Below are 24,988 nucleotides of genomic sequence, written 5' to 3' on the forward strand. Positions count from 1 at the left end.
TGACCCTGACTATGCTCTCCACGAGGCACGGTGGAGGTCGTCCTATGGCTGCAGGCGACGGCGGACGTGTGTCATTCCGGGACGGGGATCCCGTGGGCGCTACCGCTTCGCTCTGTCCGGCAGGCTGGTGGGGATGCGCTACCACCAGCCCGAGCAGTACAATGTGGGTTAGGGCGAGCGATCCATGCCGTCGAAGGCGAACCTCCGCACGGGTGCAAGGGTGATGTGTATTGCACCGACGGAAAAAGACCGGACGTCACCCCACGATCGTCATTGCGAGCGCAGCGGAGCAATCCAGGGTCGGCCCAGGACGCCATGGATCGCTTCGCTGCGCTCGCAATGACGATCTGCTGCCTGCGCGGCAGCCTTGAGTATGGTCGCGATCCGGCGGATATGCGGTCGGTCGCGGCCATGTCATGGAACAGACGATGAAGCATCTCGCCATTTTCGCCGCCGCACTGGCGAGCCTTTCGGTCGCACCACCGGTCGGGGCGCAGGATGCCGCGCAGCGGCGGCTGTGGAATGCGCCCGCGGAGCCGTTCCGTATCGTCGGCAACGTTTATTATGTCGGGACGGCGGGGCTGTCGTCGTTCCTGATCGCCGACCCCGCCGGGCTGGTGCTGATCGACGGGGCGTTGCCGGAGAGCGCGCCGCTGATCGCCGCGAACATCCGGCGCCTCGGTTTCCGGCTGCGCGATATCCGGTATCTGCTCAACAACCACAGCCATGTCGACCATGCCGGCGGACTCGCCGCGCTGCGACGGGCGAGTGGGACACGGGTGGTGGTGAGCGCGGGCGATCGCGCCGACCTGATCGCGGGGCGGACCATCGGCCGATCGGATATCAGCGGCTTTCCGCCGGTGCGTCCGTCATTGACGATCCGCGACGGAGCGACGATCGCCGTCGGCAAGACGCGGCTCGTCGCGCATCTGACTCCGGGGCATACCGACGGCGCCACGACATGGAGCCTGCGTACCAGCGAACGAGGCAAGCCGCTCGACGTGTTGTTCGTGTCGAGCCTCAGCGTCGCCGGCCGGCGGCTGGTCACCCGCGCCGACCCTGCCGACCCGGCCCGCGGCAGGCCGCCGCACGATACCGCGGCGGTCGCGCAATTCCGCGGCACGTTCCGCCGGCTCGCCGCGATGCGCGCCGACGTGGTGCTGAGCTATCATGCCGAGCTGTTCGACCTCGCAGCAAAGCGCAAGGCACAACTGGCAGGCGATCCGGCGAGCTTCGTCGATCGCACCGCCCTGCCGCGGATGGTCGCCGACGCCCGCACAGCCTTCGAACGCGCGCTGGCGGAGCAGCGCCGTTCGCCTCAGTCGTAGCGGCGGAGGATACCCGACAACTTGCCCTGCACCCGGACGTGCGACGGGACGTAGCGCTGCGGCTCGTAGGCGCGATTAGCCGGATCGAGCCGGATCATCGCGCCCTCGCGACGGAAATATTTGAGCGTCGCCTCGGCATCGTCGATCAGCGCGACGACGATCTCGCCGTCCCGCGCCACCTCGGTCCGCCGGATCAGCGCATAATCCCCATCGAGGATGCCGGCCTCGACCATCGAATCGCCAGACACTTCGAGCGCATAATGTTCGCCCGAGCCGAGCAATGCGGCTGGCACGGCGAGCATCGAGCTGCCCTCGAACGCCTCGATCGGCACGCCGGCGGCGATCCGGCCATGCAGCGGGATTTCGATCACGTCATTCGCGGGCGAAGGGGCCGCACGGACGTTGCCTGACTTCGCCGGAGGCGGCGTCGGCGCGGGGGGCGCGACCTTGCGCTCCGACCGTTCCGGCATCCGCAGCACTTCGAGTGCGCGGGCGCGGTTGGGCAGGCGACGGATGAAATGGCGTTCCTCCAGCGCGCTGATGAGGCGATGGACGCCGGATTTCGACTTGAGGTCGAGCGCTTCCTTCATCTCCTCGAACGAGGGGGAGATGCCGGTCTCTTCCAACCGGTCGTTAATGAAGCAAACGAGCTCGTGCTGCTTGCGCGTGAGCATAGGCGGTCTTCCCCGTCAGAACAGACGCGGAACTTCTAGGGAACGAAACCGCCCTCGTCAAGCGATGACGAGGATTTCCGCCGAGTCGCCCGCCCGCGCCGGCGGCGCATCGATGGGGCGCACGATCAGGCAATGCGAGCGCGCCAGCGTCAGCAGCATGGAGCTGTCCTGGATGGTAGAGGCGAAGGCCCGCCCGTCGCGCAATTCGGCACGCAGATAGTCGGTGCGGGGGCCGTTGGCGGGCAGGTCCTCGCCGAGGATCGCGTGGGTGGTGCGCGGATGGGGATCGGCCGCCCCGCCGAGATGCGCGATCAGCGGCCGCACGAACAGAGTCGCGGTGACGAAGGCGGAGACGGGGTTGCCGGGCAGGCCGAGCACGCTGGTGCGGCCGATCCGCCCGGCCATCATCGGCTTGCCGGGACGCAATGCGATCCGCCAGAAATCGATCGATCCGCCGGCGGCCTCGAGTGCCGGGCGGACGAGATCGTGGTCGCCGACCGAGGCGCCGCCGGTGGTGACCAGCAGGTCGGCGTCGATGGCGGCGAAAGCGTCGCGCAACGTGTCGAGGTCGTCGGGCAATATGCCGAGGTCGATCAGCTCGACCGGCAGATCGGCGAGCATCGCGGCGAGCATCGCGCGATTCGATTCGGGCAGGGCGGCGGGATCGTGCGCGCCGCCGGGTTCGACGAGCTCGTCCCCGGTCGCGCAGATCGCGACGCGGACGCGGCGATTGACCGCCAGCGTGCCGACGCCGCCGGTCGCGGCGACCGCGATGCGCGCCGGGGTAAGTCGCTCGCCGCGGGCGATGAGCGGATCGCCCTGCGTAAAGTCGAGGCCGCGCCGTCGGGTGTTGCGGCCGCGGGCCGGCGGACCTTCGCCGGTAAGGCGGATCGCGGTGCCGTCGGCGGCGACCTCTTCCTGGATCATCACCGTGTCGGCACCCGCGGGCATCGCCGCGCCGGTGAAGATGCGGACGGTCTCACCCGGTCCCACCGTACCGGCAAAGGCGCGGCCCGCGGCGCTCTCGCCGATCAGGGTCCAGGGACCGGGCAGGTCGGCGTGGCGGATCGCACAGCCGTCCATCGCCGACAGGTCGGTCGCCGGTTGCGTGCGGCGGGCGTGGATATCGGCGGCGGCCCAGCGCCCGTGCGCGTCGGCGAGCGCGACCTCCTCCGCGGCGACCGGTGCGGCGAGCGCGAACAGGCGGTCGAGCGCGTCGGGGATCGGCAGCAGCGTCATGCGTGCCAGTCGCCGGATTTGCCCCCGGCCTTCTCCAACAGGCGGATGCCGGTGATCGTCATGCCGCGGTCCATCGCCTTGGCCATGTCGTAGATCGTCAGCAGCGCCACCGAGACGGCGGTCAGCGCCTCCATCTCGACCCCGGTCTTGCCGTCGGTCGCGGTCAGCGCGGTGGCGGTGACGCCGGTGTCGTCGAGCACGAGGTCGAGCGTCACGCGGGTGAGGGGCAGGGGGTGGCAGAGCGGAATGAGGTCGGCGGTCTTTTTCGCCGCCATGATCCCGGCGACGCGCGCGACGGCGATCACGTCGCCCTTCTTCGCGCTGCCTTCGCGGATCGCCTGCAGCGCGTCGGCGGCGATGGCGATATGGCCCGTGGCGACCGCGCGGCGGCTGGTCACCGCCTTGTCGCCGACATCGACCATATGCGCGGCGCCCTCGGCATCGAGATGGGTGAGCCGGCTCATGCGGCGGGCGCGAGCAGGGCCAGGGTCGCCGCCTCGACGTCCGGCTGGCGCATCAGCGCCTCGCCGATCAGGAAGCAGCGGACGCCATGCGCGGCCATCGCGTCGAGGTCCGCGCGCGTCTCGAGGCCGCTTTCGGCGACGAAGGTGCACCCCTTCGGCGCCTTGCCGACGAGTTCGTAGGTGCGCGCGAAATCGACGCTGAAATCGCGCAGGTCGCGGTTGTTCACGCCGATCAGCCGCGATTTGAGCTTCAGCGCCCGGTCGAGTTCGTGCGCGTCGTGCACCTCGACCAGCACGTCCATCCCGCAATCCATCGCCGAGGCCTCGATCTCGGCCATCTGGTTGTCGTCCAGCGCGGCGACGATGATGAGGATGGCGTCGGCGCCGATCGCGCGGCTCTCGGTCGCCTGCCACGGATCGATCATGAAATCCTTGCGGATCACCGGCAGGTCGCAGGCGGCGCGCGCGGCGATCAGATACTCGTCATGGCCGCGGAACCATTGTTCGTCGGTCAGCACCGACAGGCACGCCGCGCCGCCGGCCTGATAGGCGCGGGCATGCGCCGGTGGATCGAAATCCGCGCGGATCAGGCCCTTTGACGGGCTGGCCTGCTTGATCTCGGCGATCAGGGCGTGGCCGGGCTTCGCATCCAGCGCAGCGCGAAAGCCGCGTGGCCGGGTGACGGCGGCGATACGCGCGTCTAGATCGGCGAGGCTGGTCGTCGCCTTGCGCGCGGCGACCTCGGCCCGCTTGGTTTCGATGATACGGGACAGGATGGTCATCGATAGGCAATCCAGCGGTCGAGCAGCGCGGCCGCGGCACCGTCGTCGATCGCGGTGGCGGCGGCGATCGCGCCTGCGGAGAGGGAGGGGCTGTGCGCCGCGACGACCAGTGCCGCGGCGGCGTTGAGCAGGACGGCGTCGCGATAGGCGCCCTGCTCGCCGTCGAGCAGGCGGCGCAGCGCGGCGGCGTTATAGGCGGGGTCGCCGCCCCGGATCGCGGCGAGCGGGTGACGCGGCAAGCCGGCGTCCTCCGGCACGATGCGGCGCGGCAGGTCGGCGCTGCCGACGTTGACCGCGAGGCTGGGACCCGCGGTGGACAATTCGTCGAGCCCCTCCTCGCCGGAGATCACCGCGGCGCGTTCGGTGCCAAGCTGCTCCAGCGCCTCGGCATAGAGGCCGGCATAATCGGGGCGTGCGATGCCGATCAGCTGACGGGTGACGCGGGCCGGATTGGCGAGCGGACCCATCAGGTTGAAGATCGTGCGCTTGCCGATGCGGCGGCGGATCGGGGTGATCCGCTTCATCACCGGATGATGGTTGGCCGCGAAGAGGAAGGCGATGCCGAGGTCGGCGAGGCTTCCCTCCGCGGTCGCACCGGCGACCTCCATGTCGAGGCCGATCGCCTCCAGCGTGTCCGCCGCGCCCGCCTTGGAACTGGCGGCGCGGTTGCCGTGCTTGGCGACCGGCACGCCGCAGGCCGCGACGACCAGCGCCACCGCGGTCGAGACGTTGAGCGTGTGATGGCCGTCGCCGCCGGTGCCGCAGACGTCGATCGCACCGGCGCGGGCCGCGATCGGGATCATCCGTTCGCGCAGCGCGCGCGCCGCCTCGGCGATCTCGACGCTGGTTTCGCCGCGATCTGACAGCGCGATGAGGAAACTGCCTATCGCCTCTTCGGACACGCGCGCGTCGAGCATGTCGGCAAAGGCCTGCGCCGCGCTCTCACGCGACAGCGGCGTCGCCGGATCGGGCAGCAGCGTGACGACGGTCACGCGTGCTCCCTCACCGGGATGCCGGCGATGCGCAGGAAATTGGCGAGCATCGCATGGCCATGCTCGGTCGCGATGCTCTCGGGATGGAACTGGACGCCGTGGATCGGCAGGCTTTCGTGACGGAAGCCCATGACGTTGCCGTCCTCCGCGCGCGCGTTGACCACCAGAGGGGCCGGCACGTCATTGACGATCAGGCTGTGATAGCGCGTCGCGGTGAAGGGCGAGGGCAGGCCCTCGAACAGGCCGGTGCCGTCGTGCAGGACGGGCGAGGTCTTGCCGTGCATCAGCCCGCCGCGCTCGACGCGCCCGCCGAAATGGTGGCCGATCGCCTGATGCCCCAGGCACACGCCGAGCAGCGGCCGGCCGGCATCGGCGGCCGCGGCGACGAGGTCGAGGCTGACCCCCGCCTCGGTCGGCGTGCACGGGCCGGGCGAGATCAGGAACGCCTGCGCACCCGACGAGAGAGCCTGCCCCGCGGAAATGGCATCGTTGCGCACCACCTCGACCTCGCTGCCCAGCTCCATCAGGTAGTGGACGAGGTTCCAGGTAAAGCTGTCGTAATTGTCGACGACGAGGATCATGGGGACGCCATAGCCGATGACCGCTGCGGTGCAACGCCTGTTGCGCGCGCGCAATCCTGCGGCAATGTGGCCGGGGCTAATGTGATCTTGTGTGACACCGGGAGCAACGGTGTCGGCCGCTCGTTATGCCCACGAAGGAGATGCTTACCATGATCCGCCCGTTGCTTTTTGCCGCTCTGGTCGCACTGCCCGGCCTCGCCGGTGCGCAGACCGCCCCGGCGGCCACGGAGGGCGCGTCGTCGGGAACGCCGCCGCAGCGCGTGCGCAGCGTCACGCTGGGGGTGGGCCAGAAATGTCCGCAGAGCAGCGATACCGAGATCGTCATCTGCTCGACGCTCGACCAGCCCTATCGCATCCCCAAGCAGTTCCGCGACAGCGGACCGATCCCGGCGCAGAACCAGGCCTGGGGCAATCGCGTCGCGACGGCGGATCAGGTCGGCCGGGTCGCCGGCGGCCTGCCCGACACCTGCTCCGCGGTCGGCAGCGGCGGCCAGAGCGGCTGCGCGCTGGCGACGAACCGGCAATGGGCGGCCGAGCGGCGTGCGCAGCGCGATGCGGAGTCGACGGTTCCCTGACGGGCGCATGGCGTGATCGTGTTGTGGCCGGATGATGTCGGCCAATGCGGATACGTCTGATCGGTTCGACAGGCTTATTGTAGCCCGGCTCTCGATGAGTGGCTCTTTGACGGACACGGCGCGACCTGGTCGAAAAGAGATCGTCATGTACGCGGAGACGCGGAGGTGCCGCGACTGCGGCAGCGGATCGCTTTGACCCTCATCGTTTGATGGGGAAGCTGCGGTTGCGACAAGCACCCCATCTCCGCGTTCTCCGCGCCTCCGCGTGAACCCAACTGTCTTTTGCTTCGCGGATCACCGCAAGGCGGCAGGTCTTACCGACGGCGCGGTCCGCGCGGCTCCGGAAGGCTTCGCCGTGCTCGCAACGAAGGTTCAGGCCGCGCTTTGCCTCTTCGTCTCGCCGTCGAAAGCGCCCGCAAGCATGGGTCGGGCCGCGCGGTCCGCCCCCGCGCCCATGCGGTCTACTGACCGAAGCCGCCGGCCGCTGTCCGGGCGACCGCGTCGCGGGCGGCAGCGAGGATCGCGCCGGCCTTCGCCTCGCATTCGCGCTGTTCGTATTCGGCGACGCTGTCGGCGACGATGCCCGCGCCGGCCTGCGCATGGACGATGCCGTCCTTCACCACGGCGGTGCGCAGCACGATGCACGAATCCATCGATCCGTCCGGCGAGAAATAACCGACGCCGCCCGCATAGGCGCCACGCCGTTCGGGTTCGAGCTCGGCAATGATCTGGCAGGCGCGCACCTTGGGCGCGCCGCTGACCGTGCCGGCCGGGAAGCCGGCGAACAGCGCGTCGATCGCGTCGGCCGAGGGCGACAGTTCGCCGACGACGTTCGAGACGATGTGCATGACGTGGCTGTAGAATTCGATGCCGTAGCTCGCCGTCACCCGCACCGATCCCGGCGCGGCCGAGCGGCCGACGTCGTTGCGGCCGAGGTCGAGCAGCATCAGATGCTCGGCACGCTCCTTGGGGTCGGCGAGAAGGCTGATCCGGTTCGCCTCGTCCTCGGCGGCGGTCTTGCCGCGCGGGCGGGTGCCGGCGATCGGGCGGATCGTCACCTGACCGTCCCGGACGCGCACGAGGATTTCGGGACTCGAGCCGATCAGCGCGAAGCCGGGCAGGTCGAGGTGATAGAGGAAGGGCGACGGATTGATCCGCCGCAGGCTGCGGTAGAGTTCGAAGGGCGGCAAGGCGAACGGCGTCGAGAAGCGCTGCGCCAGCACCACCTGAAAGATGTCGCCCGCGGCGATATAGTCCTGCGCGCGGCCGACCATCTGCGCATAATGCGCCGGGGTGATCGCGGGTGTGTAGGCGAGGTCGCCGGCATCGCCGCGCACCGGCACCGGCAAGGCGGTGTGCGCGAGCCGGGCGGCGGTGGCATCGAGCCGCTCCTCCGCCGCGGCGACCAGGGCCGCGGGATCGCGCGCCGCGTCCGGCCACACCGGTGCGACCAGATAGAGCGCATCCGCCAGCCGGTCGAAGACGCAGATCACCGTCGGCCTTACGAACAGCATGTCGGGCAGGCCGAGCGGATCTGCCGCCGGCTGGTCGAGCCGTTCGACCAGTCCGATCGTCTCATAGCCGAAATAGCCGACCAGACAGGCGAGCGCCCGCGGCAGGTCCGCCGGCACGTCGCCGCGGCATTCGGCCACCAGCGCGCGCAATGCCGCCAGCGTCGGCTGCCCGGCGGGCTCGAACGCGTCGCGATCGGTCGCCCAGTGCCGGTTGATCTCCGCCCGGTCGCTGGAGGCGCGGAAGACGAGGTCGGGGGCGAGGCCGATCAGGCTGTGCCGCCCGCGCGTCGCGCCGCCCTCGACCGATTCGAGCAGATAGTCGCCGCGCCCCGGCTCGATCAGCTTCAGCGCGGCGGCGACCGGCGTTTCGGTGTCGGCGATCTGGCGCCGCCAGACGAACGCCGGGCGGCCGGCGGCGACCGCCGCGACCGGATCGTCCATCGCCGCGCTCATCTCAATTGCCGTTGCCGGTCAGGTCGGCACGGACCTTGGCGAGGGCGGCGGCATCGGTCTTCACCCCGACCGCATTGCGCACCGCACGGGCGAACTGCTCGGCATATTCGCGGCCGACCAGTTGCGCGATGCTGCCGCGCGCACCGGCGACGGCGGCGGGTGTGCCGGCGGCGTTGCCGGGCACGACGGTGTCGAGCTTGACGATCAGCCAGCCGGCATTGTCCGGCGCCTCGAGCAGCTTGGCATTGCCCTTCGCCATGCTGAACATCAGCGCGAGCGCCGGCTGGACGTTGCCCTGCTGTTGGGCGAGCTGTGCGCGCGTCGCGCTGGCGGGCTGGACCGGCGGCAGCGCGCGACCCGATCCGGCCAGCGCCTGCGCCAGCGGCGTGCCCTTGTTCACCTTCGCCAGAATGTCGCTCGCCAGCTTGCGTGCGGCGGCGCGGGCGCGATCGGCGGTGACGTCGGCCGCGACCTGCGCGCGCACCTGCGCCAGCGGGCGGGGCGCCGCGGCGACGACGCGACCGATCGCGACCACCGCGAAGCCGCCGTCGGTGCCGACCGGCACCAGCTGCGCCGGGTCGCCCTCGGCCATCTGGAACGCCGCGGCGACCACCGGCGTCACTGCCGGATCGGGCTGCGTCGTCGGCGCATCGGGATTGATGCCATTGGCGAGCAGCGCCGGCGTGGTCTGCGCCGACAGCTTCTGGTCGGCGACCGCCTCGTCGAAGGTCGCATTCTTGGCGAGCGCATCGTCGAGCTTGTCGTGGACGTCCGACAGCGCCTGTTGCAGCTTTTGCTTCGACAGTTCGGCGACCAGCTCCGGTCGCGCCTGGTCCAGCGTCTTGCCGGCGACCTGCTCGACCGCATCGACGCGCGCGACCACCCAGCCGAGCGGCCCGCGGACCGGCCCGATCACACTCCCGCGCTGCGCGGCAAAGGCCGCATCGGCGATCGGGGGCGTCGTCGCTGTGGCATAGGCCGCTTTGGTGACGCCGGTCTGTACCGCGGGTTCCAGCCCGGCGGCGCGGGCGGCATCGGCGATCGACGTGCCGCCCTTCACCTTGGCGGCGAGCGTGTTGGCGCCGCCCTGATCGGCGATCACGACCTGGCTGATCGTGCGCTTCTCCGCCGCGGCGAAGCGGCTCGCCTGCTGCCTGTAGGCGGCGGCGACCTCCGCATCGGTCGGCACCGCCCGTGCCTTCACCTGATCGGGCGCAACGAGCGCATAGCGGACGACGCGGCGTTCCGGCACGGTGTAGCGCGCGATGTTGCGGCGATAGAAGGTCTGGAGATCGGCGTCGGTCGGCGCCACACCGGTATCCACCGCGCGGGCGGGGATGAAGCCGACCTGCCCGGTGCGCTTCTCGAGCAGCAGCGAGGCGTAGGGGAGCGCGACCTTCATCGGCACCTGCGTCGCGCCCTGCGTCGGCAGCATCAGCTGCTGGGCGACGATGTCGCGCGCGATATCGGTGCGGACCTGCGCGTCGGTCAGCTTCTGGTCGGCGAGCAGGCGCTGGTAGTTGGCCGGATCGAACTGGCCGTTGGGACCGCGCAGGCCGGGAATGCTGGCGATCACGCCATCGATCGATCGCTTGCTGACGACCATGCCCTGATCGAGCCCGAAGCGTTCGAGCGCGATACCGTTGATCGTGCGGTCGAGCACCGATTGCAGTCCGCCCTGTGCGAGCAACTGCTCCATCGTCGCGGTCGGCTGCTGCTGGCGCGCCGCCTGCAATTCGGTCTGGACGCGGTTGCGCAGCTCGGCCGCGGCGACCTTCTGCCCGCCGACGGTCGCGACGCTGCCGCCCGACAAGGCGCTGGTGCTGCCGCTCAGACCGGTGATGTCACCGGCGGCGAAGGCGAGCGCGATGACGCCCAGCACGATGAAGGTGACGACGATGCCGGCCTTGGAATTGATGATCCGGCGGAAGAAGCTGAGCATGAAAAGGCCGATCGTCCCTTGAACAATTGGCCTCGCTTTAGGGGGGCTGCGCCTTGCCATCAAGCACGGGCGCGGGCATTGCGTGTTTAACGTGTAAAACAGGAGGCGGGATGACGCGGCGCAAGCTCGTGGCGGGCAATTGGAAGATGAACGGGTCGCGGGCCAGCCTCGCCGAACTCGACGGCATCGCTGCGGCGGCGGCCGCCGCACCGGGCGTCGACGTCGCGGTTGCCGTCCCGTCGACGCTGATCGCCCCCGCGGCCGAACGCGTGCCGGGGCTTCAGATCGGCGCCGAGGACGTGCACGAGGCGGAAAGCGGCGCGCACACCGGCTGCGTCTCGGCGGCGATGGTCGTCGAGGCGGGCGCGCGCTTCACCATCGTCGGCCATAGCGAACGCCGGATGGACCAGGGCGAAACCAGCCACGACGCCTGGGCGAAGGCGGCGGCGGCACGGCGCGCGGGGCTCCACGTCATCTCCTGCTGCGGCGAGACCGAGGCGGAGCGCGACGCCGATCGCGCCGAGCGCGTCGTGCAGGCGCAGATCGAGAAATCGGTGCCCGACAATGCCGACGGCAGCTGGTTCACGCTCGCCTACGAACCGCGCTGGGCGATCGGCACCGGCCGCACCCCGACGCTGGAACAGATCGCCGCGATCCATGCGATCGCCCGCGCCAAGCTTCGCATGCTGATCGGCGATGCCGCCGATGGCGTCCGCATCCTCTACGGCGGATCGGTGACGGGCGAGAATGCCGCGACGATCCTCGCCTGCGAGAATGTCGACGGCGCCCTGGTCGGCGGCGCCAGCCTGACGGCAGCGAAGTTCGTGCCGATCATCGAGGCCGCGGCCGGACTGTAGGGCGGGGTACGCGCCCCGGTCAGCGTTGCGAAAGCTGCCATGCGCCATCATCTCGGGATGGTGATCGCGCCCACACCCCTACGCGAACGGCTCGGTGCCGCCGTGCTGACCGCGGCAATCGTCGCCGCGCTCGGCTATGCGCTGTTGCTCGGGCTGGCGTTCCACGGCGCCGCCGGGCCGGCGCAGCAGGCGCTCGCCACCTTCGATCTCGCGCCCGATCCGCCGCCGCCCGAGCGGATCGTGCCGCCACCGCGCAAGATCAACCGGCCGAGCGGCAAGGCATCGCCGCCCAATCTCCGCTCCAAAGCGACCGAGGTTACCGCGCCGGTGCCGATCATTCAGGTCGCGCCGCCGCCGCCGATCGTCGTCGCGCCGCTGCCCAACATCGGCGTGCAGGCGACGTCGGGCGCGTCGGATCGCGCCGGACCGGGCACCGGCGCAGGCGGGATCGGCAACGGCAATGGCGCGGGGGGTGACGGCGATGGCGACGGTAGCGGCCTCGAACGCGTACCGCGGCTCATCACCGGCCGGATCAAGGGATCGGACATCCCCGATGCGATCCTCGACATCGGCTTTCGCGGCGTCGTCGGCGTCCGCTACCGGGTCGGGACGGACGGCCGCGTCACCCAGTGCGCGGTAGTGCGATCGAGCGGCAACGCGCTGATGGACCAGGCGACCTGCGCCGCGATCGAAAAGCGCTTCCGCTACGATCCGTGGCGCGACGCCGCCGGCCGGCCGGTGCGCTCGACGGTGCTGCGCGACCAGCAATGGGACATCGACCCGCCGACGATCGATCGCTGAACGCGGTTATCGCGGGTAGCGCTGCCGCAGCATCGCATAGCAGGCGCGCAGGGCATAGGCGTCGCCGCCCTTGGGCCGACCCGGTTTGGCCCCCGGCCGCCACGCGAAGACGTCCATATGCGCCCATGCCACGCCCTTGGGCACGAAGCGGCGCAGGAACAGCGCGGCGGTGATCGCGCCCGCGAAGCCGCCGTCGGGCGCGTTGACCATGTCTGCGATGTCCGATTTCAGCATCTCGTCATAGGCGTCCCACAGCGGCAGCCGCCATAGCGGATCGTCGAGCGCGGTGCCGGCGGCGAGCAGGTCGGCGGCGAGCGCCTCATCGTCCGTAAACAGCGGCGGCAGGTCGGGCCCGAGCGCGACCCGCGCCGCGCCGGTCAGCGTGGCGAAATCGAGGATCAGCTCCGGTTTGCTCTCACCGGCCTTCGTCAGCGCATCGGCGAGGATCAACCGGCCCTCGGCGTCGGTATTGGTATTCTCCACCGTCGGCCCCAGCCGGCTGCGCAGCACGTCGCCGGGACGGAAGGCATTGCCCGCGATCGCATTCTCGACCGCGGGGATCAGCAGGTGCAGCCGCACCGGCAGCCGCGCCGCCATGACGAGGCTGGCGAGCGCCAACGCATGCGCCGCACCGCCCATGTCCTTCTTCATCAGACGCATGCCCGCCGACGGCTTGATGTCGAGCCCGCCGGTATCGAACACCACGCCCTTGCCGACGATCGCGACCCGGGGATGCGCCGGGTCGCCCCATGCGAGCTCGATCAACCGCGGCGCGCGTTCCTTGACCGCCGCCTGACCGACCGCGTGGATCAGCGGATAGCCGGTGGCGAGCGAATCGCCGCGGGTCACCGTGACGGTGGCGCCATGCTGACGGGCGAGCTGCTCCGTCGCCGCCTCAAGCTCCGCCGGGCCGAGATCGCCGGCGCCGGTGTTGACGAGGTCGCGGACCAATGCGGTCGCCGCGGCGATACGCAGCGTCTCGTCGATCCCGGCCGCGTCGGCGGTCAGCAGGATGCGCGCGGTGGGGTCTTCGGCCTGGCGGTAGCGTTCGAACCGATATTGCCCGAGCAGCCAGCCGAGCGCGGCCGGGCCGATGTCGCTGGCGACGCGATAGGTTCCGGCGGGCAACGCATCGGCCACCCGCGCCAGCGTCCACGGACCCATAGCGCCGGCGACCACCACCGCCTGGACGTCGTCGTCGGCATAGACCGCATGGCTACCCGCCTTGCCGCTGAAGCGCTGCGCGGCAAGGGCGGCGCGCACCCGCGCCGGCTGGGTGCCGAGCCAGGCGTCATAGCCATCGGGCGCGACGAGGTGGATCGGATGCGCAGGCTGGCTGCGGTCGGGCTGGAGCAGGATGTCGGGCATGTCAGTTCGCCGGGCTCACGAGGAATTGTTCGTAGCGCTGCCGGCCATCCGGCTCGGCGAAGGTGCCGATCGACAGCTTCCGCTTCGGATAGGTGACGGTGTAGCGCCGCTGGACGAAGCCGCCGCGCAACCGCTTGGGTCCGGCGAGTTCGAACCCGGTCGGCTCGCCCAGCGCGGACAGGCTGGACTTATAGTCGGCGAGCACCTGCGGCGTGAAATAATAGGCCGCGTTGGCGGTCAGCAGGTCGCGGTCGAGCGTGCCGTTGCGCAGGGCGTCGAACATCGCCCGCGCCGCGCGGGTCTTCGCGGCTTCCACCGCGTCCGCCCCGGCGGGCAGCACCGTCTTGGCGAGCCCGTCGGCGATCGCCATGAAGGCATCGCCGAAATCGGCATTGGTCAGTACGACGATCGCCGCTTTCTGTTCGGGGAACACGATATTCTCCGACAGGAAGCCAACCGCCTCGCCGCTATGCTCGACATAGGGTCGCCCGCCGCGCTTGCCGGCACTGACACCCAGGCCGTAATTGGTCGTGCTGCCATCGGCGAGCAGCACCGGCTTTTCCTGCGCGACCCAGTCGTCGGCGGGAAGCAGGCTGCGATCGAGCCGCGCGACGTCCCATTTCGCCAGATCGCCGGCCGTCATCGACAATTCGCCGGCCGCGAACAGCCAGCCGTCGGCGGGTGGCGGTGCCGCCCGCACCGGCCCCAGCGCATTGCGGTGATAGCCGACCGGGAAGCGGCCGCCGATCGCCTTGTCCTGATCGATCGCGGTGATGCCCAGCGGCTTGAAGATCCGCCGATCGAGGAACGTCATCAGCGGTTCGCCCGCCGCCTTCTCCGCGATCAGCCCGGCGACGACATAGCCGGTGTTGGAATATTGCCACTGCGTGCCGGGCGCGAAGTCGAGCGGTTTCTTCGCCCAGCAATCGACGATCGCCTGCGGCGTGGTCGGCGTCTCCATCGCGGCGAAGCTGTAATCCTGCGGCCAGTAATCCTGCAGTCCTGCGGTATGGCTGAGCAATTGCCGGATCGTGATCCGGTCGCCGCCGCTGATCCCGGGCAGCCATCGACCGACGGTGTCGTCCATCGACAGCTTGCCGTCATCCTCGAGCAACAGCAACGCCGCGGCGGTGAACTGCTTGGAGATGGAGGCGATCTGATAGGGCGCGTCGGTGCGCGCGGGGGCGGTATCCGACTGCCTGCCGTACGCTTTGACGAGCACGATCTTGCCGCCACGGACGATCGCTATCTGCGCCGAGGGCGTGCCGGTCCGGGCGAGGCCGTCCGCGACGACCGTGTCGATCGCGGTCAGTTCGGCGGGCGTGAGCGCCTGCGCCCGGGCGACGGAAGGTGCGACGGTGAGTGCGACGGCGGCGGCGAGCGATCGAAGGAACATCCCGGCGTGCTGCCACATCCACAGCCGCCGGCGAAAGCGAAATCGATCAGACCGGCACGCCGTACAGATCGTGCTCGTCCGCATCCTCGATTGCGACCGGCACGATGTCGCCGACCGAGAGGTGGGCGGCGTCGCGCAGGAAGACCTGGCCATCGATCTCGGGCGCGTCGGCCTGGCTGCGGCCGGTGGCGCCTTCCTCACCGACCTCGTCGATGATGACGGGCAGCGTGCGGCCGACCTTGGCGGCAAGCTTGGCGGCGCTGATCGCGGCGGTCTTGGCCATGATCCGCTGGTAGCGTTCTTCCTTCAGTTCTTCCGGCACGTGGTCGGGCAGGTCGTTCGCCGCCGCGCCCTCAACGGGCTCGAAGCGGAACGCGCCGACGCGGTCGAGCTGCGCCTCGTCGAGCCAGTCGAGCAGATACTGGAAATCCGCCTCCGTCTCGCCGGGGAAGCCGACGACGAAGGTCGAGCGGATCGCGATGTCGGGGCAGATGTCGCGCCATTGGTGGATGCGCTGCAGCACCTTGGCGTCGTTGCCCGGGCGCTTCATCCGCTTGAGCAACGACGGTGCGGCATGCTGGAACGGGATGTCGAGATAGGGGAGGACCAGCCCGTCGGCCATCAGCGGGATGACCTGGTCGACATGGGGGTAGGGGTAGACGTAGTGGAGCCGGACCCATGGCGCGATCTTGCCGAGCTCGCGGGCGAGGTCGGTCATGTGCGGCACGACCTCCTGCCCCTTCCACATCCGCGGCTCCTTGCGGATGTCGATGCCATAGGCACTGGTGTCCTGGCTGATGACCAGCAGTTCGCGCGTGCCCGCAGCGACCAGCTTCTCCGCCTCGCGCAGGATCGCGTCGGGGCGGCGGCTGACGAGATCGCCGCGCAGGCTGGGGATGATGCAGAAGGAGCAACGGTGGTTGCAGCCCTCCGAGATCTTGAGATAGCTGTAGTGGCGCGGTGTCAGCTTGAGGCCGGCGTCCGGGATCAGGTCGATGTACGGTGACAGGTTCGCGGGCGCGGCCTCGTGCACCGCCTCGACCACCTGTTCGTATTGATGCGCGCCGGTGACCGCGAGCACCTGCGGGAAGCGGGCGCGGATGACCTCCGCCTCCTTGCCCATGCAGCCCGTCACGATGACGCGGCCGTTCTCGGCGATCGCCTCGCCGATCGCCTCGAGGCTTTCCTCCTTGGCGGAATCGAGGAAGCCGCAGGTGTTGACCAGCACGACGTCGGCGCCGGCATAGTCGGCGGACATCTGATAGCCGTCGGCGCGCAGCTGGGTGAGGATGCGTTCGCTGTCGACCAGATTCTTGGGACAGCCGAGCGAAACCATGCCGACGCGCGGCGGGGAGGGGAGTCGAGTTGCCATGAGAGCGGCTCACATAGTCGTTTTCGCATGGTTTCGCCAGATGGTCCCGCTAGAGCACGCGGCAGGGAGTGCGCGACTATGCTGGCAGTGGGTCTGATGTCCGGAACGTCGCTCGACGGAATCGATGCGGCGCTGATCGAGACGGATGGCGAGGGGCAGGTCCGGCCCATCGCCTTTCGCGGCGAGCCGTTCTCGGACGCGGCACGGGCGCAGCTGGAGGCGGCGACGGCGCTGGCGCTCACCTTCGACCGGCCGCGGGCGAGCCCGGATCTGGTCGCGGCGGGCGAGCTGATCGACCGGACGCATGCCTTTGCCGTCCACAAGCTGCTGCGCGAGGCGGGGGTCGAGGCGGCGACGGTCGATGCGATCGGCTATCACGGCCAGACGGTGGCGCACCGGCCCGACCGCGGCTGGACGTGGCAGATCGGCGACGGTGCGGTGCTGGCGCGAGCGACCGGCGTCACCGTGGTGAGCGATTTCCGCAGCGCCGACGTCGCCGCGGGCGGGCAGGGCGCGCCGCTGCTGCCGGTCTATCATGCCGCGCTGGTCGCCGGGCTCGATCTGCCGGTGGCGGTGCTCAATCTGGGCGGCGTGGCGAACGTCACCTTCGTCGGTCGCGACGGCGCGCTGGTGGCGTTCGACACCGGGCCGGCCAACGGCCTGATCGACAGCTGGGTCGCGGCGGAGACGGGCGCGCGCTTCGACGACGGCGGCGCGCTGGCGGCGGCGGGCCGGGTCGACGAGGCGGTGCTGACCGGCATGCTCGACCATGGCTTCTTCGAACTGGCGCCGCCCAAGAGCCTCGACCGCAATGATTTCACCATCCAGCCGGCGCGGGGCCTGTCGGCCGCGGACGGCGCCGCGACGCTGACCGCCTTCACCGCGGCGAGCGTCAACGAGGCGATCGACCGGCTCCCCGAACGGCCGCGGCGGCTGATCGTCGCGGGCGGCGGGCGCCACAACCCGACATTGCTGCGGATGATCGCGGAGCGCACCGGACTGACGCCGGAACCGAGCGACGCGCTCGGCTGGAACGGCGATGCGATGGAGGCGGAGGGCTTCGCCTATATGGCGGTGCGGACGCTCAAAGGGCTGCCGATCAGCTTTCCGGGCACGACCGGCGTCGGCGCGCCGCTGGCCGGCGGGGTCGTGAACAGGGAGTGAGCGCTTGCCGCCCGAGACGGCGAACCCGACTCAGCGCCGGCGGACGCTCGCCGGAACGGGGCAGCCGTCGATCTCGCGGACGACGGTGTAGATCGGCGTCGCGGGCGGCATGTCGCCGAGCTTGCGGGCCGCCGGGGGTGGCAGGTCGCCGACGCGGCGGGCACCGGGCAAAACGCAGTGGGGCTTGCCCTTGTGAATGACCGGCGTGTTCGATGGAGGAATCGCGCCGGACTCTGCCAGCGCAGCGGCAGGCAGCAGGACGGCGAGGAGCGGCAGATGGCGCATAATGTGTCTCCCGAGGGGGATACATTATCCCATCGCGCGCGCCGACGCTACCGCTTCCGCGTCAGCTCGCGCATCGCGTCGTCGAGGCCTGCCAGCGTCAGCGGGTACATGCGGTCGGACATCAGCTCGCGCAGGATGCGGGTTGACTGGCTGTAGCCCCATTGCCCGTCCGGCACCGGATTGAGCCACACCGCGGCGGGATAGGTGTTGGTCAGGCGCTGCATCCACACCGCGCCCGCCTCCTCGTTGAAATGTTCGACCGAGCCGCCGGGATGCGTGATCTCATAGGGGCTCATCGCCGCATCGCCGACGAAGACCAGCTTATAGTCGTGGCCGAACTTGTGGAGCACGTCCCACAATGGCGTCCGCTCGGCGAAGCGGCGGCTATTGTCCTTCCACACCCCCTCATAGGGGCAATTGTGGAAGTAGAAGAATTCGAGGTTCTTGAACTCCGCGGTCGCGGCGCTGAACAATTCCTCGCAGAGCCGGACCCACGGGTCCATCGACCCGCCGACGTCGAGGAACAGCAGCATCTTCACCGCATTGCGCCGCTCGGGCCGCATGCGGATGTCGAGCCAGCCGGCGCGCGCGGTGCCGTCGATCGTGCCGTCGATGTCGAGTTCGTCCGCCGCGCCCTCGCGCGCGAAGCGGCGCAGGCGGCGGAGCGCGACCTTGATGTTGCGGGTGCCGAGTTCGCGGGTCGAATCGAGGTTCTTGAATGCGCGCTGGTCCCAGACCTTGAGCGCGCGGCCGTGCTTGCCCTCGCCGCCGATCCGCACCCCTTCGGGATTGTAGCCGGAATTGCCGAACGGGCTGGTGCCGCCGGTGCCGATCCATTTGTTGCCGCCCTGGTGGCGCCCTTCCTGCTCGGCGAGTCGCTGCTTGAGCGTCTCCATGATCTCGTCCCACGAGCCGAGCGACTTGATCTGCTCCATCTCCTCGGGCGTCAGGAATTTCTCGGCGACCGCCTGCAGCCAGTCGGCGGGAATGTCCTCCGCCTGCGTGCCATAGGTGGTGGCGATGCCGCGAAAGACCTTGGCGAAGACCTGGTCGAAGCGGTCGAGCAGCCCCTCGTCCTTCACATAGGTCGCGCGGGCGAGATAGTAGAAGGCCTCCGGCGTGCGGTCGATCACCTCGGCGTCGAGCGCTTCGAGCAGGATCAGATGTTCCTTGAGGCTCGCCGGGATGCCGGCGGCGCGAAGCTCGTCGAGGAAGGTGAGGAACATGCCCTCATCCTAGCCGCGCCGGGCGGCGTGTCCAGCGCGTGACGACCGGATGATCGGTCCGTCCGGTGGCGTATGTCCTAGCGCCCGGCGTCCGGGACGTAGGCGTCGATCAGCGCGCCGACATAATCGGGGTTGCGGCTGGTCAGTTGCGGCGAAGGCCGGCCGCCGTAGATGAAGCCTTCGACCGGATAGACGCTGCCGCCAAGGCCGTCGGCATCGCGATACCAGACCTTCACCTCGCTCCAGTCGTTGCGGTCGGAGACGTCGTACAGCGTCACATCCTGTTCGGCATGGCCGCGTTCGCCGTTCTGGCGCGACCAGTTGGCGTGGGTCAGCATCAGCACGCGCTTCTCGACCACCCGGCTGACCACGGCGACATGGCCGAGCGGCAGGCGACCGGTCTTCGCAAAGACGATGACCGATCCGATCCGCGGCGCGTGGCCGCGGTCGTAGCGGCCCTTTGCCTGCCCCCACCAGGTCCAGGCGTCGCCGTAGATCTGGATGCCCGAGGCTTCGCGCGCGAAGGGCACGCATTGGCCGACGTAATCGAGCAGGCCGGCCGAAGCGCCGAGCGGAGCGGCAATCAGCGTGGCCGCCAATGTTGCCGCGGCCACACTGCCGCATCTGGGAAGAAAACCCCGCATGACCATGGGTTACCGCGGGAGCGATGACCACAGCATTGGCGATTACGGTTAACGGACCATGCAAACGGCAATTATTTGCCGGTCGTTGCAGAGTCGAAACGGCTCGTCGCGGACTCGGTGGTGCGCGCAGTGACGGAAGGGGGCGTGACGGGCCGAGCGTCAGCGTCCCTGCCGTTTCGCCATGAAGGCGAGACGCTCGAACAGCATGATATCCTGTTCGTTCTTGAGCAGCGCACCATGGAGCGGCGGGATCGCCTTGGTCGGATCGCGGTTCTGCAGCACGTCGAGCGGCATGTCCTCGTGCAGCAGCAGCTTCAGCCAGTCGAGCAGCTCGCTGGTGCTCGGCTTCTTCTTGAGGCCGGGGACGTCGCGGACGTCGTAGAAGATGTCCATCGCCTTGCTCACCAGGATCTTCTGGATGCCGGGGAAGTGGACGTCGATGATCGCCTGCATCGTGTCGCGATCGGGAAATTTGATATAGTGGAAGAAGCAACGGCGCAGGAAGGCGTCGGGCAGTTCCTTTTCGTTGTTGCTGGTGATGACCACGATCGGCCGCTCGACCGCGCGCACCGTCTCCTTCGTCTCGTAGACGTGGAATTCCATGCGATCGAGTTCCTGCAACAGGTCGTTGGGAAACTCGATGTCCGCCTTGTCGATCTCGTCGATCAGCAGCACGGGCGGCGTCGGCCGGGTGAAGGCCTCCCACAATTTGCCGCGGCGGATGTAATTGGCGATGTCGTGGACGCGCTCGTCGCCCAATTGGCCGTCGCGCAGGCGGGCGACGGCGTCATATTCGTACAGGCCCTGCTGCGCCTTGGTCGTCGATTTGACGTTCCATTCGATCAACTCGGCACCGGTCGCCTTGGCGATCTCATAGGCCAGCACGGTCTTGCCGGTGCCGGGTTCGCCCTTGACCAGCAACGGCCGGCGCAGCGTCACCGCGGCGTTGACCGCGACCTTCAGGTCGTCGGTGGCGACATAGCTTTGCGTGCCTTCGAAGCGTTTCATGACCGTTCCCGTCAATCGAATGTCGGGTACGTCGTTGGCGGATCGTCGCCCGCCTTGCAAGGTCAGCCTTCGCGCGCGCTCGCCCGGGCCTCCAGCAGGTCCCACAGCGCGCGGTGCTGGGCGAGCAGCTGCTGCGCGCCGAAACTGACCGCGCGTTCGGTCGCCGGCGTGCCGCCGAGCATCGCGATGCTCGCGGCGGTTTCCGCGAGCGGCGGGAAGGCGGCGGGCACCGGCTCGACCCCGAAGCGGGCGGCGGCATGGTCGAGCAGCAGGCGGATCGTCGACCAGTCCTGCACCAGCGCGGCGACCGCGCCCGTGGCGCAGCCGCGCCGTTCGGACTTGGCCAGCATCTCGATCGCGTGATGGCTGGTGATGAGCGCGGCTTCGGTTTCCGCCTGGCCGGGAGTCGAGGGCAACGGTCCGGCGGCGGCGGCGAGCTGCGCGATATAGCTGCGTTCCGCGACGAACGCCTCGGCGACCGCGTCCAGCCAGTCGCAGGCGTCGGGCTGGACGCAATGGGTGCGTGCCTCCGCCGCGAGGCCGGGATGATCGCCATGGACGGCACAAAGCGCGTGGACGGCGTCGGACAGGTCGCGCGCCGACGCGGCGGGCGAGATGAGAAGGGCGAGATGCGGGTGCGCGGCACTGCCGTCGGCGTCACCCAGCTGGGTCACCAGATCCCATGCGCTCGAGTGCCAGCCTGTCTGTGCCGTATCCAACATGTTACCCCGGAAATGATCCCTGCCGTCCCGCCCATCCGTCACGACATGGGCCTTGTCCGACCATGACCTATACGAACCACGTAAAGACACGGTTTACGGCGCGTTAACCCCGGCGCAATCCACCTTTACGTCGCCGGAACGTGGCCTAAGAACGACGGCACGTTGGATTGGAGCTAAGGTGATGCGGAAATGGATCGTGGCGTTGGCGCTGGCATCGGCGGGGACCATGACGGTGGCCGGTGAGGCGGGCGCGCAGGTGGCGAGGCCGGCCGCGGCGGGCGACCTGACGCTGGCGCGGGTGTTCGGCAGCCCCGACCTGTCGGGATCGCAGCCGCGCGGCGTGCGGCTGTCGCCGGACGGCACGTTGCTGACCTTCCTGCGTCCGCGCGCGGACGAGAAGGAGCGTACCGACCTGTGGGCGCGCGACACGCGCAGCGGCGCGGAGCGGATGCTGGTCGACAGCAAGAAGGTCGGCAGCGGCGCGGAACTGACCGAGGCGGAGAAGATGCAGCGCGAGCGCGCGCGGATCGGCGGGTCGAAGGGCATCGTCGCCTATGACTTCGCGCCGGACGGCCGCTCGATCCTCGTGCCGCTCGACGGCGACCTGTATCTCGCGACGCTGAACGGCAATGTGCGGCGGCTGACGCAGACCCCGGGCGGCGAACTCAACCCGGTGGTGTCGCCGAAGGGCGGCTATGTCAGCTTCGTGCGCGACCAGAATCTGTACGCGCAGCCCTTGGCGGGCGGCGAGGCCCGTCCGGTGACGCAGGGCGGCGGCGGCACGATCCACTTCGGCGAGGCGGAGTTCGTCGCGCAGGAGGAAATGGATCGCCGCACCGGCTATTGGTGGTCGCCGGACGAACGCTTCATCGCGGTCGAGAAGTTCGACGAGGCGCCGGTCCATGTCTTCACCCGCGCCTCGATCGGCGCCGCGGGGACCAAGACCTACGAACAGCGCTACCCGGCGGCGGGCACGCCCAACGTGCTGGTCGAGCTGTATGTGATGCGGCCGGACGGGTCGGGACAGGTCAAGGTCGATCTCGGCAGCAACCCCGACATCTATCTGGCGCGGGTCGACTGGACGCCCGACGGCAAGACCCTGCTGGTGCAGCGCCAGAGCCGCGACCAGAAGACGCTTGACATGCTGCGCGTCGATCCGGAGACGGGCAAGGCGAGCGTGCTGTTCACCGAAAAGGCGGGCGCGAAGAGCTGGCTCAACCTCAGCGACGATTACAAGCCGATGAAGGACGGCAGCCTGATCTGGCGGTCCGAGCGCGACGGCTACGGGCATCTGTACCGCTGGACGCCGGGCGGCAAGTGGACGCAGCTGACCAGGGGGCCGTGGGTGGTCACCGGGCTGACGGGCGTCGACGAGGCGAAAGGCCGTCTCTACTTCACCGGGCTGAAGGACGACGTGCTCGAACAGCATCTCTATGCGGTCGATATCGCGAAACCGAACGTCATCACCCGGCTGACCGAGCTCGGCTGGACCAACGGCGCGAGCATGGATCATGCCGCGAGCCGCTTCATCGTGTCGCGCTCCAACCCGTCGCAGCCGACGCAAGTCTATATGGCGGATACGACCGGCAAGCGGATCGCGTGGATCAACGAGAATGCGATCGTGGCGGGCCATCCCTACCAGCCGTTCCTCGCCAGCCATCAGCCGACGAAGTTCGGCACGATCAAGGCCAAGGACGGCACGACGCTCTATTGGGAGATGATTACGCCGCCGCTGGTCGCCGGCAAGACCTATCCGGTGTTCTTCGAACATTACGGCGGCCCCGGCACTGGCCAGCAGGTGACGCGCGGCTGGCAGGGCGCGCTGCCGCAGTTCCTGGTCGATCAGGGCTGGATCTACTTCAAGATCGACAACCGCGGCTCGTACAACCGCGGCAAGGCGTTTGAGGACCAGATCTATCACGCGATGGGCACGGTCGAGGTCGAGGACCAGTTGGCGGGTGCCAACTACCTCAAATCGCTGCCGTTCGTCGACGGATCGAAGATCGCGACCTATGGCTGGTCCTATGGCGGCTATATGTCGCTCAAGATGCTGGAAAAGACGCCGGGCGTCTATGCGGCGGCCGTCTCGGGCGCGCCGGTGACCGCCTGGCAGCTCTACGACACGCATTATACCGAACGCTATCTCGGCGACCCGGCAAAGGACCCGAAGAGCTATGCGGCGTCGGCGGCGGTCGAGGAATCGGTCGGGATCAGGGACCCGCTGCTGCTGATCCACGGCATGGCCGACGACAACGTCTTCCTCGACAATTCGACCAAGGTCGCCGCGAAGATGCAGGGGGCGGGCACGCCGTTCGAGATGATGTTCTACCCCGGTTACACCCATCGCGTCGCTGGACCGGGGGTCAGCCAGCACCTCTGGGGGACGATCCTCGAGTTCCTCGACCGCAATGTGAAGAACAGGCCGGCGAAGTGACGCGTGGCGGCGGGGCTTCGGCTCCGCCGCCGGGCGATGCTTTGTGCGCAATAAAGCGAAAGCGGATGGACCTCGCCACGCAACGCCGATAGGGGGCGCGGCGTACGAGTGGAGGGTTTCATGGGTTATCGGGTGGTGGTCGCGGGCGCGACGGGCAATGTCGGGCGCGAGATGGTCAACATCCTCGCCGAGCGCGAATTCCCGGCGGACGAGATCGCAGTGCTGGCGTCGAGCCGCAGCCAGGGCGAGACGATCGAATACGGCGACACCGGCAAGATGCTCAAGGTGCAGAACATCGAGCATTTCGACCCCGCCGGCTGGGATATGGCGCTGTTCGCGATCGGCAGCGACGCGACCAAAGTCTATGCCCCCAAGTTCGCCGCAGCCGGCTGCACGGTGATCGACAATTCGTCGCTGTACCGGATGGATCCCGATGTGCCGCTGATCGTGCCCGAGGTGAATGCCGCCGCGATCGACGGCTACAAGGCCAAGAACATCATCGCCAACCCCAATTGCTCGACCGCGCAGATGGTCGTCGCGCTGAAGCCGCTGCATGACGCGGCAAAGATCACGCGCGTCGTCGTCTCGACCTATCAGTCGGTGTCGGGCGCGGGGAAGATCGGCATGGACGAGCTGTTCGAGCAGAGCCGCAACATCTTCGTCGGCGATCCCGCGGAGGCGAAGAAGTTCACCAAGCAGATCGCGTTCAACGTGATCCCGCACATCGACAGCTTCCTGGACGACGGATCGACCAAGGAAGAATGGAAGATGGTGGTCGAGACCAAAAAGATTCTCGATCCGAAGATCAAGGTCACCGCGACCTGCGTCCGTGTGCCGGTGTTCGTCGGCCATTCGGAATCGATCAACATCGAATTCGAGAACGAGATCTCCGCCGAGGACGCCAAGCGCATCCTGCGCGAGGCGCCGGGCATCATGCTGATCGATAAGCATGAGGACGGCGGCTATATCACCCCGATCGAGGCCGCCGGCGACGACGCCACCTACATCAGCCGCGTTCGCGAGGACCCGACGGTGGAGAACGGGCTGAACCTGTGGTGCGTCAGCGACAATCTGCGCAAGGGCGCGGCGCTGAACGCGGTGCAGATCGCGGAACTGCTCGGCCGCCGGCACCTCAAGAAGGACGGTTGAGGCTGGACTTCGTCTGTA

23 protein-coding genes are annotated in these 24,988 nt (G+C 69.0%); 7 read left to right on the top strand and 16 right to left on the bottom strand.

Annotated elements, in window-relative coordinates:
* Positions 1–428: 428 nt before the first annotated feature.
* Positions 429–1,328 (top strand): subclass B3 metallo-beta-lactamase, encoded by a 900-nt coding sequence (gene bla, locus B2515_RS13850; protein ID WP_293877227.1) that lies wholly within the window; start codon positions 429–431, stop codon positions 1,326–1,328.
* Here the strand turns inward: bla and lexA are convergent.
* The 6 genes from lexA to B2515_RS13880 are packed head-to-tail and all read right to left on the bottom strand — an operon-like array spanning position 1,319 to position 6,060.
* Positions 1,319–2,002: a transcriptional repressor LexA gene (gene lexA / locus B2515_RS13855; RefSeq protein WP_293877229.1), complete on the bottom strand. Its 684-nt coding sequence runs from the start codon at positions 2,000–2,002 to the stop codon at positions 1,319–1,321. The two genes, bla and lexA, sit on opposite strands and share 10 nt — an antisense overlap.
* 57 nt (positions 2,003–2,059) lie before the next feature.
* The gene (gene glp / locus B2515_RS13860) at positions 2,060–3,241 is read right to left on the bottom strand and encodes a gephyrin-like molybdotransferase Glp (RefSeq protein ID WP_293877231.1); all 1,182 of its coding nucleotides are present in this window, start codon (positions 3,239–3,241) and stop codon (positions 2,060–2,062) included.
* On the bottom strand, positions 3,238–3,705 hold the full coding sequence (gene moaC, locus B2515_RS13865) for a cyclic pyranopterin monophosphate synthase MoaC (protein WP_293877233.1): 468 nt from the start codon (positions 3,703–3,705) through the stop codon (positions 3,238–3,240). The genes glp and moaC overlap by 4 nt, the downstream gene beginning before the upstream one ends.
* Positions 3,702–4,487, bottom strand: coding sequence for an indole-3-glycerol phosphate synthase TrpC (gene trpC, locus B2515_RS13870; protein WP_293877235.1), 786 nt, complete (start codon positions 4,485–4,487; stop codon positions 3,702–3,704). Before trpC ends, moaC begins: the two co-directional genes overlap by 4 nt.
* Positions 4,484–5,479, bottom strand: a complete 996-nt coding sequence (trpD, locus tag B2515_RS13875; RefSeq protein WP_293877237.1) for an anthranilate phosphoribosyltransferase — start codon at positions 5,477–5,479, stop codon at positions 4,484–4,486. The genes trpC and trpD overlap by 4 nt, the downstream gene beginning before the upstream one ends.
* Positions 5,476–6,060, bottom strand: a complete 585-nt coding sequence (locus B2515_RS13880; protein WP_293877239.1) for an anthranilate synthase component II — start codon at positions 6,058–6,060, stop codon at positions 5,476–5,478. The genes trpD and B2515_RS13880 overlap by 4 nt, the downstream gene beginning before the upstream one ends.
* A gap of 149 nt (positions 6,061–6,209) precedes the next feature.
* Between B2515_RS13880 and B2515_RS13885 the strand changes: the two genes are divergently transcribed.
* Positions 6,210–6,635 (top strand): hypothetical protein, encoded by a 426-nt coding sequence (locus B2515_RS13885; RefSeq protein WP_293877241.1) that lies wholly within the window; start codon positions 6,210–6,212, stop codon positions 6,633–6,635.
* Between the two features lie 461 nt (positions 6,636–7,096).
* On the opposite strand, the gene B2515_RS13890 is transcribed toward B2515_RS13885, so the two are convergent.
* Positions 7,097–8,602 carry an anthranilate synthase component I family protein gene (locus B2515_RS13890; protein ID WP_293877243.1) on the bottom strand — a complete coding sequence of 502 codons (1,506 nt, stop codon included), beginning with the start codon at positions 8,600–8,602 and terminating at the stop codon, positions 7,097–7,099.
* A 1-nt stretch (position 8,603) separates the two neighbouring features.
* The gene (locus B2515_RS13895) at positions 8,604–10,544 is read right to left on the bottom strand and encodes a peptidylprolyl isomerase (protein WP_293877245.1); all 1,941 of its coding nucleotides are present in this window, start codon (positions 10,542–10,544) and stop codon (positions 8,604–8,606) included.
* 110 nt (positions 10,545–10,654) lie between these two features.
* Between B2515_RS13895 and tpiA the strand changes: the two genes are divergently transcribed.
* Together tpiA and B2515_RS13905 are read left to right on the top strand one after the other, a co-directional pair.
* Entirely contained in the window at positions 10,655–11,401 is a 747-nt protein-coding gene (gene tpiA / locus B2515_RS13900) for a triose-phosphate isomerase (RefSeq protein WP_293877247.1), read from the top strand.
* A 57-nt stretch (positions 11,402–11,458) separates the two neighbouring features.
* On the top strand, positions 11,459–12,202 hold the full coding sequence (locus B2515_RS13905; protein WP_293877249.1) for an energy transducer TonB: 744 nt from the start codon (positions 11,459–11,461) through the stop codon (positions 12,200–12,202).
* Between the two features lie 6 nt (positions 12,203–12,208).
* Here B2515_RS13905 and B2515_RS13910 read toward each other — a convergent pair whose 3' ends face one another.
* Genes B2515_RS13910 through rimO form a run of 3 tightly spaced genes read right to left on the bottom strand, consistent with a single transcriptional unit; the run spans position 12,209 to position 16,338 of the window.
* Positions 12,209–13,570 carry a leucyl aminopeptidase family protein gene (locus B2515_RS13910; RefSeq protein ID WP_293877251.1) on the bottom strand — a complete coding sequence of 454 codons (1,362 nt, stop codon included), beginning with the start codon at positions 13,568–13,570 and terminating at the stop codon, positions 12,209–12,211.
* A 1-nt stretch (position 13,571) separates the two neighbouring features.
* Positions 13,572–14,984, bottom strand: a complete 1,413-nt coding sequence (locus tag B2515_RS13915) for a serine hydrolase domain-containing protein (protein ID WP_414711403.1) — start codon at positions 14,982–14,984, stop codon at positions 13,572–13,574.
* A gap of 28 nt (positions 14,985–15,012) precedes the next feature.
* The gene (gene rimO, locus B2515_RS13920) at positions 15,013–16,338 is read right to left on the bottom strand and encodes a 30S ribosomal protein S12 methylthiotransferase RimO (protein ID WP_293877255.1); all 1,326 of its coding nucleotides are present in this window, start codon (positions 16,336–16,338) and stop codon (positions 15,013–15,015) included.
* 78 nt (positions 16,339–16,416) lie between these two features.
* Between rimO and B2515_RS13925 the strand changes: the two genes are divergently transcribed.
* Positions 16,417–17,502, top strand: a complete 1,086-nt coding sequence (locus B2515_RS13925) for an anhydro-N-acetylmuramic acid kinase (protein ID WP_293877257.1) — start codon at positions 16,417–16,419, stop codon at positions 17,500–17,502.
* Positions 17,503–17,532: 30 nt separating this feature from the next.
* Here B2515_RS13925 and B2515_RS13930 read toward each other — a convergent pair whose 3' ends face one another.
* The 5 genes from B2515_RS13930 to B2515_RS13950 all read right to left on the bottom strand — a co-directional run bounded on the left by B2515_RS13930 (position 17,533) and on the right by B2515_RS13950 (position 21,339).
* Positions 17,533–17,787: a hypothetical protein gene (locus tag B2515_RS13930; protein WP_293877259.1), complete on the bottom strand. Its 255-nt coding sequence runs from the start codon at positions 17,785–17,787 to the stop codon at positions 17,533–17,535.
* Between the two features lie 47 nt (positions 17,788–17,834).
* Positions 17,835–19,013, bottom strand: a complete 1,179-nt coding sequence (locus B2515_RS13935; protein WP_293877261.1) for a vWA domain-containing protein — start codon at positions 19,011–19,013, stop codon at positions 17,835–17,837.
* A gap of 77 nt (positions 19,014–19,090) precedes the next feature.
* Positions 19,091–19,657 carry a CHAP domain-containing protein gene (locus tag B2515_RS13940; protein ID WP_293877263.1) on the bottom strand — a complete coding sequence of 189 codons (567 nt, stop codon included), beginning with the start codon at positions 19,655–19,657 and terminating at the stop codon, positions 19,091–19,093.
* Between the two features lie 159 nt (positions 19,658–19,816).
* Entirely contained in the window at positions 19,817–20,665 is an 849-nt protein-coding gene (locus B2515_RS13945; protein ID WP_230630400.1) for an AAA family ATPase, read from the bottom strand.
* A gap of 62 nt (positions 20,666–20,727) precedes the next feature.
* Positions 20,728–21,339, bottom strand: coding sequence for a DUF6975 family protein (locus B2515_RS13950; RefSeq protein ID WP_293877267.1), 612 nt, complete (start codon positions 21,337–21,339; stop codon positions 20,728–20,730).
* Between the two features lie 229 nt (positions 21,340–21,568).
* Here B2515_RS13950 and B2515_RS13955 point away from each other — a divergent pair, with 229 nt between their 5' ends.
* Together B2515_RS13955 and B2515_RS13960 are read left to right on the top strand one after the other, a co-directional pair.
* Complete coding sequence (locus tag B2515_RS13955; protein WP_414711404.1) at positions 21,569–23,821, top strand: DPP IV N-terminal domain-containing protein; 2,253 nt, start codon at positions 21,569–21,571, stop codon at positions 23,819–23,821.
* Positions 23,822–23,941: 120 nt separating this feature from the next.
* Positions 23,942–24,970, top strand: a complete 1,029-nt coding sequence (locus tag B2515_RS13960) for an aspartate-semialdehyde dehydrogenase (protein WP_293877269.1) — start codon at positions 23,942–23,944, stop codon at positions 24,968–24,970.
* Positions 24,971–24,988 lie beyond the last annotated feature (18 nt).

It is taken from the genome of Sphingomonas sp. UBA978, from assembly GCF_002292295.1.
Lineage (GTDB): Bacteria > Pseudomonadota > Alphaproteobacteria > Sphingomonadales > Sphingomonadaceae > Sphingomonas.